Below are 13,359 nucleotides of genomic sequence, written 5' to 3' on the forward strand. Positions count from 1 at the left end.
AGAAAACTTTAGAAAAAACTTGAAATAAATCCGTCCATTATCTAGGTCTTTCTGAAAAATAATGAAAAAAATCCGAGATGAAATCTCGGATGGAAATTGATATATTTTTAACCTAATGCTCTTTTAGATAGGTAGAATTTAAAGGAAAGCTTTCGTTTTCTGCTTACTTATTAAGCACGAACTGTGACGCTAGTTCCATCTTCCTTATAAAGATTGATAAGACCTTCTTTGAGAGCACGAACCATGTCTCCTGCTTGAACAGGTTGTGGAACCTTGATTGTCAATAGTTCCATTGGATTTGGAGCGCGGTCGATTTTATTTCCTTTTGCATCGTGCAAATCTTCGATATAAGTTTCAAAATGACGGAAACCTGGGCCATAAAACTCAACTTGGTCGCCTTCGTTAATGACATTCCGTTGGCGAATGGTCGCTGTTTGTGTCGCATCATCATAAGAAACCACTTCGGCGACAAACTTATACTCAGGGATTTTACGACGAGCACCAAACAACTGCTCATTTTCAGATGGTGTACCATAGTAGAAACCTGTTGCCAATTCACGTTGAGCAACCTTCCACATCTCATCAATCAAATCTTGTTTGATAGCTTCAAACTTCTCTGGGCTTTCTAGATAAGCATCAACAGCTGCCTTGTAGCAGTTGGTAACTGTTGAAACATAGTGAATAGACTTCATACGTCCTTCGATTTTTAGACTGTCCACACCATTTTCAATCATATCTGGGATATGGTCAATCATAGACATATCAACGGCTGACATTGAAAATTCTTCAGGAATTTCGCCTTTCAAGCTCTTGCGTTCTTGTCCAAATGGCATATCGTAAAGGTCGTACTTCCAGCGGCATGACTGAGAGCATCCACCACGGTTAGCATCACGCATACTCATGTGGTTTGAAAGAGTACAACGACCAGAGTAAGAAATACACATAGCTCCGTGTACAAAGGCTTCAATCTCAACATCTGTACGTTTGCGAATTTCTGCCAATTCTTCCATTGAAACCTCACGCGCCAATACGACACGAGTCAAGCCCAGTTCTTTCCAGAACTCCAGCGTTTCATAGTTAGTCGCACTAGCTTGGGTAGAGAGGTGGATTTCAAGACCTGGTGCCTCTGTCGCTGCAATCATAATCAAGGCTGGGTCTGACACAATAACTGCTGCAATCCCGATATCACGCAGTTTACGGAACCACTCACCAGCTCCCTCTTCATTTCCTTCGTGCATAACCATGTTGGCAGCTACATAGACCTTAGCCCCATACTTAGCCGCAAACTGGACACCTTCTTCCATCTGTTCAAAGGTAAAGTTTCCAGCACGGCTACGAAGACCATAGGCCTGACCACCGATAAAGACAGCATCTGCTCCATACTGAACAGCTACTTTTAGCTTCTCTAAAGTCCCTGCAGGTGATAAAACCTCAGGACGTTTTAATGTTTTTGTCATGTTTTCTCCTATTTGCAATATAAAAGTTTGACGTTTTTCCTTCTCATTTTATAGTAAATAAGTGATAAAATCAAGCCTAGACGGATTGTTTTGACAATTCTAATCTTTTAAGCTTTGCATAATACTTGTTAAACTATCGATTATAAACCAAATTTTAACAAGTACTCGAAAGTCTAGAAAAGTAAAAACCAGTATCCAAAGATACTGGCTCGTTAAACTACATAAAATAAGATAAGCCTCAGATGACTATTCCCACTCTACTGTTGCAGGTGGTTTACTTGTAATATCGTAGACGATACGGTTAACATGGTCTACTTCATTTACGATACGGACTGAGATTTTTTGAAGCACTTCCCATGGAATTTTGGCAAAATCAGCAGTCATACCATCGATAGAGGTAATCGCACGAATGGCAATCGTGTAGTCATAAGTACGACCGTCACCCATAACACCTACTGAACGAACGCCAGTGTTAACAGTGAAGTACTGCCAGATATCGCGGTCAAGACCAGCTTTGGCGATTTCTTCACGAAGGATGGCATCAGACTCACGAACGGTTTCCAATTTTTCTTCTGTGATTTCACCCATAACACGGATCGCAAGACCTGGACCTGGGAATGGTTGGCGCCATACGATGTGGTCTGGCATGCCAAGTTCTGTACCAAGAGCACGAACTTCATCCTTGTAAAGAGTGTTAAGTGGCTCGATGAGTTCAAACTGCATATCTTCTGGAAGTCCACCAACGTTGTGGTGAGACTTGATAGTTTGGGCAGTATCAGTACCTGATTCGATAACGTCTGTGTAAAGTGTTCCTTGAGCCAAGAATTTCACATCTGTTAGCTTGCTTGCTTCGTCATCAAAGACATAAACAAATTCATTACCGATAATCTTACGTTTTTGTTCAGGGTCAGATACACCGGCCAATTTATCAAGGAAACGTTTGGCAGCATCTGCCTTAACGATGTTCAACCCAAACTTACCACCAAGCATATCCATAACTTGATCAGCTTCCCCTTTACGAAGAAGACCGTGGTCTACAAAAATACAGATCAATTGATCTCCAATTGCTTTTTGGAGAAGGACTCCGACGACAGAAGAGTCAACACCACCAGAGAGACCAAGTAGGACACGTTTGTCACCGACTGTTTCACGGATTTTTTGAATCTGCATGTCGATGAAGTTATCCATTGTCCAGTCGCCTTTAGCCTTACAAATGTTAAGCGCAAAGTTACGAAGGATATCATTACCGTATACAGAATGGCGAACTTCTGGGTGGAATTGGATACCGTAAATGTGTTTATCTGGGTTTTCGATGGCTGCGTATGGGCAGTCAGCTGATGTACCTGTACGAACAAAGTCAGCAGGAATTTCAGTAACCGCATCACCATGGCTCATCAAAACAGTCTGTTCATCAGGTGTTGATTCAAAAAGAGCTGAAGGTGTGTGTGTGAGGGTTGATTGACCGTATTCACGATTTCCAGCATCACCTGCAGGAACAACTTTTCCTCCAAGTTTGTGGGTCAATAACTGCATACCATAACAGATTCCCAAAATAGGAATTCCAAGTTCGAAGATTTCTGGGTCAATATCGAATGAACCATCTTCGTATACAGAGTTTGGACCACCTGAAAGGATGATTCCTACAGGATTGATTTCACGAACTTCAGCAGCTGAAATTTTATGGCTCTTTAGTTCTGAAAAAACACCAATCTCACGGATACGGCGTGAAATCAGCTGGTTATATTGGCTACCATAGTCCAATACGATGATTTTTTCTACATCTTGCAAATCAGTTGAAATGTTGCTCATCTTTTTCCTTTCTCAAAAGAAATATCTTTTTCCAATATTCTATCACAAATAAGGTCGAATTACCAACTAAACAAGGCGAAGATTGACTTTTTCTTGTTTATTAGGGTACAATAGAGAAAAGATAGAAATGAAGTGAAAATATGCTACCAGCTTATATGAAAATCCATGATCAAATTAAAAAGGATATTGACGAGCACCGTTGGGCTATTGGAGAAAGACTCCCTAGTGAACGAGATTTAGCTGAGCAGTTTGCAGTCAGTCGCATGACCCTCCGCCAAGCTGTCTCTCTTTTGGTCGAAGAAGGCGTCTTGGAACGCAGGGTAGGGAGCGGAACCTTTGTTGCAAGCACCAGGGTACAAGAAAAGATGCGAGGGACAACCAGTTTTACTGAAATTGTTAAATCCCAAGGCAAAGTTCCCTCTAGCCAACTCATTTCCTACAGAAAAACCATTCCCAATGAGCAGGAAGTTGCCAAGTTAGGAATTTCTCCAACTGAAAATATTATCCGAATGGAACGTGTTCGCTATGCCGACAATGTTCCTCTGGTTTATGAAGTTGCTTCTATTCCTGAAAAATTTATCAAGAACTTTAAAAAAGAAGAAATCACCAGTCATTTCTTCCAAACCTTACAAAAATACGGCTATCGTATTGGTAAATCACAGCAGACTATTTATGCTCGTCTCGCTAAGGAAAAGATTGCCCACTATTTGGAAGTTGAAAAAGGGCATGCTATTCTTGGACTAACTCAGGTTTCCTACCTAGAAGATGGTACTGCTTTTGAATATGTAAAAAGTCAGTATGTAGGCGAACGTTTTGAATTTTATCTTGAAAATAATTAGATTACTAGGCAAAAACTCTCTGTCACCGACGACAAAGAGTCTTTTTTATTTTTCTAAGAGTAAATCTTTCAAAGAAATCAGAGTTACAGCAACTAATATCATTGCCATACCAAGAAAATCAATGGGATAAAATTGTTCATTCATGATCAGGAAGGCAAAGAAAACTGCCGAGATTGGCTCAATTGAAGCCAACAAACTTGACTTGACCGGTCCAATCAGACTGGCTCCTTTTAGGAAGGCTGTATAGGCAAAGACAGTCCCAATAAGAATAATGCCCGCAAAAGCAAGGAGAAAATCAAGACTAGTTGGGATAGCAGTCTGTAGAACTCCTGTAAAAGGAAGGGCGACCAAACCTGCTATGACCATTCCCACACCTATTACCAAGCTACTCCCCCACTTCTTAATCAAGGCTATAGGCAAAATTATATAAAGTGCATAAGTTAGGGCAGAAAAGAGACCCCAGAACAGACCTGCAGGTGTCATGGATAACTGGTCCAACTGCCCATGAGTTGCGATCAGGAAGGTTCCTCCGATGGCTAATATGATTGAGACAATCTCTCCCAGTGTCGGTGCTACCTTATCCTTGATACAACTATAAATCAAAATCCCGACAGGGCAAACATACTGAAGCACTGTCGCAGTACCTGCATTGGTCTCCTGAATAGCAGACAGATAGGCGAATTGGTTGAGAAAAAGACCAATCAGAGCAAAAATAAGAAGAGGCAGCAGACTCTTTCTATCCTTTAAAAAGGCCAGCATTTTATCCTTTGCAGTAGCATAAGCTAAGAGCATGAGAATTCCACCGGCGATTAAAAGACGTAAGTTGGTCAAGACCAGAGCCGAAATTCCGTGTGCCATCAGGTATTGACCACTCGTTCCTGACAAGCCCCAAGCAATACCAGCCACAACTGTTAGTAGAGTCCCTTTTAAAATATTTGACATATTTCTCCTTACTCTTCTTTGCGAATCAAGTCCATTACTTGATTGCGGTCTAATATCCATTGAGCCCTCTCATCCTTTTCATAGGTACGATTCGATAAGAAAATAGCTGCTTCTTGCTTCTGACGATTCCACATGATAAAGGTACCTGTATAGCCCGTATGGTCTAGCCAATTTCCTTCCAAATTCCATGCCAAAGAACGTTCCTTGTCATCCAAAGGAGAAAAATTTTGACTCAAATCTCTTGCAAAATCATCTGCTAAATAGTGTTCTAAAAAGATTTGTAAATCCTTTACTGTCGAAAATAAACCAGCACTACCAGCGTGTCTGCCCAAAAGGCGAGCCTTGGGATCATGTACCATGCCTGCCTCTACACCTCTGACTGTTGGAACAGCAATCTCAACAGGGCCAAACTTGGTTTCCTTCATTCCCCAAGGATTCCAAACTTGTTCTTGTAAAATCACATCCAGGTCTTGATTAAAGATTCTTTCCAAAATAAAACCTAAAAGCAAAAAATGAACATCTGAATAAAGAAAGGCTGGCTGACTTCGTCTCTTGAGATGAAACATGGCTTCCTTTAATTCTGAGGCTGTTAAACGATCACGATTGGGAATAAAAGGATCAAGATTTGTAGCGTGGGTCAAGAGCTGACGAATAGTGATGTCTGGATAATCACACTCAGCTAAAAAATCTGTTACCGGTCTATCAATATCTAATTTGCCTTTTTCCCACAAAAAGGTAAAAACCGTACCAACCCCAACCACCTTACTGACACTGGCTAGGTCATAAACTAGACCTGCCTCTGTCTGCAAGCCATGCTCTGGGTCACTCTGGCCTAAATAGAACTCCGTCCATTGATTGTCCTTAAAATACGCAAAAGAGGCTCCGGGATAAATCCCTGCCTCGATTTGTTCTTCTATTTTTTTAATAATCTTGGTCCACTTCATAGTTCTTCAAACCACAATTCAACATTATTTCGATCTTTTCCAAGGAAGAATTTTTCAGACTTAGGAATAAAATATTCGGTAGATTCAAACCTCTTGCGCAGACTTGCTATATCTAGTTCATTGACCAAGAACTTGAGCATAGATAAGTCCCAAGTAACCGTATTGTCCACAGTCAAATCTTGCCCCTGTGCTGGGATAAAATCAAGTGATGCCCCAACTTCAGATACCTCCAAGAAACTTTCGATATCAGTTGGGAGATGTAATTCCATAGAAATCTCAAATTTACTCAAAGAAATTGATTCCAAATCTGTTTGAAATTCAGGCTTTTCTTCCACTTCTACTAGACTTGCTCTATCATCTTCCGCATGAATCAAAATCAAATCATCTTCTGGTGAGAAAATTTCAAAAGCGTAGCCATTTTGACCTTTGTATAATTGATGAATCGAATCTGTTTTAGATAAGAGTCCTTCGATTTCCAAGGGATTTTCCACCTTGACAATCAATCTAGCTAGTTTTTTTCTTCCCTCTACCTTACGAGTACGCATGCTGGGAGCTTCTTCTAAAACCAGCTTCTCTAAGCCTGTTTGATCACCTAGTGACAGAAAGGCAGACTCTTCTAACAAGGCCTTCATGCCAAGGGTTTCAATATAAAATGTTTCATTTAATTTTCTATTATTAACTTTTAAAGTAGGAATAATCCGTACAATTTGATTTACATTCATAAATTCCTCCAACTCTTTTATTTTAAAGGATTTTGGAATTTTTTACAAGATATTATGCTCAGATTTACCGATTTTTCGTAAAATTTCACCTAAAAAACCGAGGATTTCCCCGGTTTAAATTTCTTATAGGTAAAGGAATTTGAAGATAGCTACTGCCGCAATTGCTGCTGCGATAGGCGCTACTACTGGTACCCAAGAATACCACCATTTTGAGTCACCTTTGTGCTCACCAAGAACTGATTTTGGAAGGAAAGCATGAAGGAGACGTGGTCCCAAGTCACGGGCTGGGTTCAAGGCAGGTCCTGTAGGTCCACCAAGTGATGTTACCAAGGCCATAACAAGGAATCCAAGTGCCAAATGAGCAATTCCAAGACCAGATGTCATAAATGGTGCTACTTGTTCTTTAGCTTGGTCAAGTGCTGCTGTTACTTGCTCTTGAGGAATTGTTTGACCTTGAGTAGTTGCTTGTGCAACTTGAGCATTAATAGCTGCTTGTGCTTTTGATACTAGTTCAGCACCAAAGAAGTTTTTAGTCATTCCAAGCGCTGCAAAGAAAAGAACAAATGAACCAACAAACTCGTTTACAAAACCATTAACAGTTGCTGCAAAGCGTGATTCTTTTGTACCTTGATCCAAACTTGAAATTGTTGAGAAAGTTCCCAAGATGTTGTTAGGATTTTCAGTTTTCAAGTAATATGGGCGGTGTGTTGCCACGACCAAGGCTTGACCAAAGATAGCACCCAAAACTTGTGCAATGATATAAGGAGCTACTTGTGCCCAAGGGAAGAGACCGCTGATTGCAAGTCCAAGAGTGAAGGCTGGGTTGATGTGGTTCCCAGATACGTTACCAAACATCAAGGCTGGGATCATAACCCCCATACCATAACCAACAGCGATAACGAGCCAGCCACTTTGGTGACCTTTCGTACCTTTAAGTTCAACGTTAGCAACTGCACCATTACCAAGAATGATCAAAATAGCAGTAGCCAAAAATTCAGTGGCATATTTAATTGCCCATGTGAAATCCATTTGATAGATTCTCCTTAAAATTTTTTAGACAATCCTTATTCTATCAATTTTTATATCTTTTAGCAACAAGTTTTCTAAAAGAATATATAAGAAAGCGGTTTCGTTTATTATAATACTCAATGAAAATCAAAGAGCAAACTAGGAAGCTAGCCGCAGGCTGTACTTGAGTACGGTAAGGCGACGCTGACGTAGTTTGAATTTGATTTTCGAAGAGTATAAAAAAGCAAAAGGATTAAGGGAGTGAATTTCCTTAATCCGAGAGTTCTTATTATTGACGTTGTCCGAAATCTGCAATCATCTGCTCCATTTCTTGTCGACTCGGAGTTGTCAGCATATACAGGTAATCTCCTTGAAGTTCCGCAAAGGCCGCTGGCATGATTTTCTTAACCTTGAATTGATGGCTGTATTTGGCAAGCAAGTCCTCCTCAGAATAAACATAGTGAGCATTTGCACGGCGAGAAGTAGCTAAACAAAACTGAGGTTCAAAGTCTGACGCTGGGAACTCTTCACCTGCGACAATGGCTGCATAGCCACGATAAAGGTCCAAGGAATGAGCAAAGTTATAAACATCAATGGTAAAGCCACCTGCAGGACGGTTATTGTACTCAATGGCAATGTAATCGTCCCCTTCGCGGAAAAACTCGATATGGAAGAACCGTTCTTTCATACCAAATTCTTTGACAATTGCTTCCCCATACTTGCGCAGTTTGGGATCCATATCCTTGAGAACGTAATAAGAATTGTCCATCTTATAAATCATGAGATCAAGCGGTGTATAGGCGTAGTCAAATGTTATTGAAAAGACGATTTTTCCATCCTTGTCCACTAGTCCATCAAAGGTGCAAATTTCACTGGAAGTGACAAATTTCTCAAAGAAATAAACGGTCGAATGGTCCCACTCAGCCTTGAAATGATTGATATCGTCTTCGGTTTCAAGTTTAAAGGTTGCGGTTGCTCCCACTCCATTATCAGGTTTGGCAATCATTGGAAGGCCGATTTCTTTTACTGCTTTATCAACATCTGTTTCCGTCTTGATAACAGCTCCAGGTACCACAGGAACACCTGCTTTTTTGAAAAGTTTCTTCATTTCAGACTTATATTTTGTCTTTTTGAGATCCTCTGGTTTGGCACCAAAAACGTTAAATTGTTCTCTGAGTGCTGCGTCCAGCTCCAGCCAATATTCATTGTGGGACTCGATGCGATCAATTGGGCCATGTTTATAAAAGAGAAAGGCAACTGCACGTTTGACTTCATCTATGTTCTCAAGATTATCAACACGAAAATACTCGGTCAAGCTATTGCGCAAGGGCTCATCCAATTGCTCGTAAGGTTCTTGGCCAATTCCCAAGACTGTGATGCCTTTATTGGCTAGTTCAATAGTAAACTGCTGAAAGTTTTGTGGATAATAGGGAGAAATAACAAGGTAATTCATAGGCTACTCCTTTTATAAATAGAGATTTCCAAGGAAATAAGGCATTTGTTTGCGCCACCATTCCCAGTCGTGGGCGACATCGTGTCCCCATTCAGCAAACCAAGCTGGAATTTGTTTCTGGTCAAAGGCTTCTTTGAGCTTGTAGAAAGATGGTAGACCGTCTTGTTCCCAAGCACCAAGCCCCGTACAAAGCACAATCTCTGCCTGACGGTAACGGTCGATAAACCAGCTGTCGTTCTGATTCCAGATGTAATCTACTGGCGAGTTTTGGTAAATGGCATCATCATTGTAGTAATCGCCGACAAAGAAACGTGCATCGTAAACTCCACTAAGAGCAATCACTTTGGTAAAGACATCTGGATGCTGGAGGAAAAAGTTGACTGCATGGTAGGCGCCCATGGAGCAACCTGTCGTCATCATGCCATCAAACCAACCTGTCTTATGTTTGATAAAAGGAATAGCCTCTTCAATCACATAACGTTCGTAGGCACGGTGCATCTCTGCTTGGTCGTGACCATTTTTCCAAGTGGCCAACCAGCTCTCACTGTCTACACTGGATAGGGTAAAGAACTGAACACGGCCTTCCTCTATAAAGGAAGCACAGGCATCAATCATGCCAAAATCAAAGTATTCGTTGTGACTACCACCTGATGAAGCAAAGACCACAACTGGAATCCCAGCATGTCCATAACGATTAAGGTACATTTCACGGTTAAGATGACCACTCCAGTGGCTAAGGTTTTCAATATGCATCGGTTTTCTCCTTTTCTAACTTACCATTTTTCTGCAAAAAATCTCAAACAATCTGGTAAATTTTCCGACCAAGGAATTTCACTATGGATAGCACCAGACTGAACTTTCAAGACAAGATTATCCAGATAAACTCCCCCTGCTATCAAATCATGGTGATAGCGAAGCGACGAGTCGATATAGGCTTGTTTGATATTGCCAGCCATCAAGGTCTTGTCTGTATCATCTGCTTCTTCTGTTCCTACATAGATAAATATTCGCTGGTCAGGCGATAGATTCTTGCGCTCGATGTAGCGATTAAAAGCTTCTTGGTGGAGCCAATTAGCAGATGAAAAGACTCCTAGACATCCAATTTGGTCTTGGAATTCCAAACCGATAAACTGGGTAATATTGCCTCCTAATGAGGAACCAATCATAGCCGTATGCTGGCGGTCTGCTTTTGTACGGTAGGTCTCATCGATAAAAGGCTTGACCACTTCCATGACAAACTCGGCATACTCCACACCTTTTCCACCAAACTGCTGACCCGGGATAGGAGATTCTTGGAACTTCCAAGCCGCATACTCATTCATCCGCCCCATGCCATCATTGTCAATAGCAACGACAATCATGCGACTGATATCGGGATTTCGTTTAATTGCTGGGATAATCTTCCATGAATGACCAATAAAAGATTCCTTACTATAAAAGACATTTTGCCCGTCATGAAAGTAAACCACAGGATAGGAACGGTCTGTATCTTTCTCATAATCTTTGGGAAGAAGAACACGTACACGGCGCTCCTTACCAGTATAAGGAACCTTGAGTTTGTGTTCTTTCATTTTTAAATAAAAGTAGGATTGATTCATTGTCAGAAAACTCTCTATATTCAAAATTTTATCTCATTATATCATAAAAATAGAAAAAAAGTCAGTTTTGCTTCCATTTTTGGATTAAAAACTAACTTTTTAATTTATTTTTCTAAATTCTTTTGGATTTTCTGATTAAAGGAGATTGTCAATCAAGTCATCTACTTCATCTTTTTCAGCTTGAGGTGTAATTTCAGTAATCATGATTCCAGCCACTGCTCGCTCAACTAAGCCTTCAACATCCATACGCGCTTCGTACTGTTCCGCATTCTTAATCTTAGGATTTGTTTTTGGACGATCTGGCGCAAAAATGGTACAACAGTCTTCAAACGGTTGGATTGAAATGTCAAAGGTATCGATTTCTTGTGCAATATCGATGATTTCCAACTTATCCATGGTCACAACTGGACGAATGATGGGAGTGTTGGTAACGGCATTGATAGCCTGCATGCTTTCGAGGGTTTGGCTAGCTACTTGACCAAGACTTTCCCCATTGATAATAACCAAACCATTTCGTACCTCACGAATACGGTCGGTGATTCGCATCATAAAACGACGCGTCAAGGTCATGAGGTAAGCTTCTGGCGCTTTGGCCTTAATTTCCTCTTGAATCTCTGTGAAAGGTACTTCGATAAACTGAATATTGCCCCCAAATCTGGTTAATTTACGAGTCAAATCTTGAGCTTTTTTAAGGGCACCAGGACTCGTGTAAGGTGGGCTAGCAAAGTGAACTGCCTCAATATCAACCCCTCGTTTAAGAGCTAGATAACCCGCAACAGGTGAATCAATTCCTCCTGACAACATGAGCATGCCTTTACCAGAACTTCCCACAGGTAATCCTCCTGCTCCACGAAAGGTTTCATAGGAAATATAAGCCGCTTCCTCACGAATCTCCACCTGAAGATTGATATCAGGACTTTTCATTTGAGCTTGTACGTTTGGAATGGCTTCGAATACAGCCCCTCCAAGTGTTTGGTTGAGTTCACGACTATCCAACTCAAAGTTGTGGTCGCTACGTTTACTAGAAATTTTAAAGGTCATCCCTTCCTTGTAGATATCTTTCATAATCTCTTGGACAGCAGACTTCAGAACTTCCACAGACTTTTCGACTTTATAAACGGGAGAAAAGTTTTGAATCCCGAATACTTGTTTGAGGGATTCTGCTACTGCGGTGTAATCAGCTCCATTGAGGTAAGCATGGGCACGGTCGCGATCTGCGGTTACCTTAACTTGGGGATAGATAGACAAAACGTCTGAAATATTATTACGAAGTTTATTGATGAAACGCATACGATTTTTGTGTTTGGTTGACAATTCTCCATAGCGAATCATAATTTCTGAATACTGCATAAATGCTCCTATCTTACTTTTCTAGTTTGATTGTAAATTAATTTTAGCTTGGTCAAAAACTGCTCGACCTGACTCATATCATTTTCAAGGTCTAGGCTTAAACGCACAGCTGACTGGGCCTTATCCTTGTCCACTCCCATGGCAATCAAGGTTCCTGCAGGCTTCCCAGCTTTAGATGAACAAGCAGAGGTCGTTGAGATGAAAATATCATAGTCTTCAAAGGCGTGAACGATGACTTCACCACGAACACCCTTGATTCCAAAAGTCAGGATATGAGGGGCAAAGTCTTCGTCATCTGAGAAGACAAAAATATCTGGATAGTCCAAAAGGGCTTGGCGAATAACTGATTTCATTTGCCCAGTCTTACTAGTAAAGAAATCTAGCTTTTCCATAGCTAAACGGAGAGCCTTGGCTGTCGCTGCAATCCCTGCCACATTTTCAGTTGTTGAACGATAATCACGCTCCTGACCACCACCTGTTAAAAGAGGCGTAATCTTCTTGCCAGACTTGATATAGACAAAGCCAACACCACGAACACCGTGGAACTTATGACTGGAGAAGGTCGCGAAATCCACTCGATCTGTCAAATATTTTTCAGTTGGAATCTTGGCAAGTGCCTGAACCGCATCAACGTGGAAGGAAATAGTCGGCTTATCTGCTAAAAGTTCTGAGATAGCTTCAATAGGTTGGATTGATCCAATTTCATTGTTAACAGCCATGATGGAAACGAGGGTTGTATCAGGTCGTATTAAACCCGCTAGCGCTTCAACATCCACAAATCCTTTCTCATTAACTGGAGCAAAATCCACTTCAAATCCTTGACTTTTCAGCCAAAGAGCTGACTCCTTGACTGCCGGATGTTCAATGGCTGATACGATGATGTGCTTGCCAAACTGGGCTTTTTCAAAGGCCACACCCTTGATGACCCAGTTATCCCCTTCTGTTCCACCAGCAGTAAAGAAAATCTCATCGCTTTTCTTACCGATTAAATCTGCAATCTGTTGGCGAGAAGCATCTAAGATTCGTGTTGATTGGTCTCCCAAACGATGGAGACTAGATGGATTTCCTAAAATTTTTGAAGCAACCTGCATATAGGTTTCAAGGGCTTCAGGATAAGGCTTGGTCGTCGCCGAATTATCAAAGTAAATCATGTTTTCTCACACTTTCTAAAATCACTCCTTCTATTGTATCATGAAACGGAGCTTGCGACAAGAAAGGGCAATTCCTCTTTTTTTAA

Annotated in this window: 12 protein-coding genes; 1 reads left to right on the forward strand and 11 read right to left on the reverse strand. The window is 41.0% G+C overall.

From position 1 onward, the window contains the following. Positions 1-170 precede the first annotated feature (170 nt). Together QM959_RS06570 and guaA are read right to left on the reverse strand one after the other, a co-directional pair. Positions 171-1,457, reverse strand: coding sequence for a peptidase U32 family protein (locus QM959_RS06570; protein WP_414372216.1), 1,287 nt, complete (start codon positions 1,455-1,457; stop codon positions 171-173). Between the two features lie 246 nt (positions 1,458-1,703). Then, on the reverse strand, positions 1,704-3,266 hold the full coding sequence (guaA, locus tag QM959_RS06575; protein WP_414372218.1) for a glutamine-hydrolyzing GMP synthase: 1,563 nt from the start codon (positions 3,264-3,266) through the stop codon (positions 1,704-1,706). Between the two features lie 140 nt (positions 3,267-3,406). Between guaA and QM959_RS06580 the strand changes: the two genes are divergently transcribed. After that, complete coding sequence (locus tag QM959_RS06580) at positions 3,407-4,105, forward strand: GntR family transcriptional regulator (RefSeq protein WP_414372220.1); 699 nt, start codon at positions 3,407-3,409, stop codon at positions 4,103-4,105. 45 nt (positions 4,106-4,150) lie between these two features. On the opposite strand, the gene QM959_RS06585 is transcribed toward QM959_RS06580, so the two are convergent. The 9 genes from QM959_RS06585 to QM959_RS06625 form a co-directional block, all read right to left on the reverse strand. Beyond that, positions 4,151-5,047, reverse strand: coding sequence for a DMT family transporter (locus QM959_RS06585; protein ID WP_414372221.1), 897 nt, complete (start codon positions 5,045-5,047; stop codon positions 4,151-4,153). Between the two features lie 8 nt (positions 5,048-5,055). After that, complete coding sequence (locus QM959_RS06590) at positions 5,056-5,991, reverse strand: serine hydrolase domain-containing protein (protein WP_414372223.1); 936 nt, start codon at positions 5,989-5,991, stop codon at positions 5,056-5,058. Next, positions 5,988-6,713, reverse strand: coding sequence for a CppA N-terminal domain-containing protein (locus QM959_RS06595; protein ID WP_414372225.1), 726 nt, complete (start codon positions 6,711-6,713; stop codon positions 5,988-5,990). Before QM959_RS06595 ends, QM959_RS06590 begins: the two co-directional genes overlap by 4 nt. 123 nt (positions 6,714-6,836) lie before the next feature. Beyond that, positions 6,837-7,742, reverse strand: a complete 906-nt coding sequence (gene gla, locus QM959_RS06600; protein WP_414309154.1) for an aquaglyceroporin Gla — start codon at positions 7,740-7,742, stop codon at positions 6,837-6,839. A 268-nt stretch (positions 7,743-8,010) separates the two neighbouring features. Continuing rightward, positions 8,011-9,174 (reverse strand): ATP-grasp domain-containing protein, encoded by a 1,164-nt coding sequence (locus QM959_RS06605; protein WP_414372227.1) that lies wholly within the window; start codon positions 9,172-9,174, stop codon positions 8,011-8,013. 12 nt (positions 9,175-9,186) lie between these two features. Beyond that, positions 9,187-9,927 (reverse strand): esterase family protein, encoded by a 741-nt coding sequence (locus QM959_RS06610; RefSeq protein ID WP_414372228.1) that lies wholly within the window; start codon positions 9,925-9,927, stop codon positions 9,187-9,189. Positions 9,928-9,947: 20 nt separating this feature from the next. Beyond that, positions 9,948-10,772, reverse strand: a complete 825-nt coding sequence (locus QM959_RS06615; RefSeq protein ID WP_414372230.1) for an alpha/beta hydrolase — start codon at positions 10,770-10,772, stop codon at positions 9,948-9,950. 135 nt (positions 10,773-10,907) lie between these two features. Beyond that, complete coding sequence (gene thiI, locus QM959_RS06620; RefSeq protein WP_414372232.1) at positions 10,908-12,122, reverse strand: tRNA uracil 4-sulfurtransferase ThiI; 1,215 nt, start codon at positions 12,120-12,122, stop codon at positions 10,908-10,910. 8 nt (positions 12,123-12,130) lie between these two features. Beyond that, positions 12,131-13,273 carry a cysteine desulfurase family protein gene (locus QM959_RS06625; RefSeq protein ID WP_414372234.1) on the reverse strand — a complete coding sequence of 381 codons (1,143 nt, stop codon included), beginning with the start codon at positions 13,271-13,273 and terminating at the stop codon, positions 12,131-12,133. Positions 13,274-13,359 lie beyond the last annotated feature (86 nt).

It is taken from the genome of Streptococcus mitis, assembly GCF_047459985.1.
Classification (GTDB): domain Bacteria; phylum Bacillota; class Bacilli; order Lactobacillales; family Streptococcaceae; genus Streptococcus; species Streptococcus mitis_DZ.

Bases quoted from the DNA above. Each gene is read 5' to 3' on its own strand.
- QM959_RS06570 (WP_414372216.1), bottom strand. From the start codon at position 1,457: ATGACAAAAACATTAAAACGTCCTGAGGTTTTATCACCTGCAGGGACT.
- guaA (WP_414372218.1), bottom strand. From the start codon at position 3,266: ATGAGCAACATTTCAACTGATTTGCAAGATGTAGAAAAAATCATCGTA.
- QM959_RS06580 (WP_414372220.1), top strand. From the start codon at position 3,407: ATGCTACCAGCTTATATGAAAATCCATGATCAAATTAAAAAGGATATT.
- QM959_RS06585 (WP_414372221.1), bottom strand. From the start codon at position 5,047: ATGTCAAATATTTTAAAAGGGACTCTACTAACAGTTGTGGCTGGTATT.
- QM959_RS06590 (WP_414372223.1), bottom strand. From the start codon at position 5,991: ATGAAGTGGACCAAGATTATTAAAAAAATAGAAGAACAAATCGAGGCA.
- QM959_RS06595 (WP_414372225.1), bottom strand. From the start codon at position 6,713: ATGAATGTAAATCAAATTGTACGGATTATTCCTACTTTAAAAGTTAAT.
- gla (WP_414309154.1), bottom strand. From the start codon at position 7,742: ATGGATTTCACATGGGCAATTAAATATGCCACTGAATTTTTGGCTACT.
- QM959_RS06605 (WP_414372227.1), bottom strand. From the start codon at position 9,174: ATGAATTACCTTGTTATTTCTCCCTATTATCCACAAAACTTTCAGCAG.
- QM959_RS06610 (WP_414372228.1), bottom strand. From the start codon at position 9,927: ATGCATATTGAAAACCTTAGCCACTGGAGTGGTCATCTTAACCGTGAA.
- QM959_RS06615 (WP_414372230.1), bottom strand. From the start codon at position 10,772: ATGAATCAATCCTACTTTTATTTAAAAATGAAAGAACACAAACTCAAG.
- thiI (WP_414372232.1), bottom strand. From the start codon at position 12,122: ATGCAGTATTCAGAAATTATGATTCGCTATGGAGAATTGTCAACCAAA.
- QM959_RS06625 (WP_414372234.1), bottom strand. From the start codon at position 13,273: ATGATTTACTTTGATAATTCGGCGACGACCAAGCCTTATCCTGAAGCC.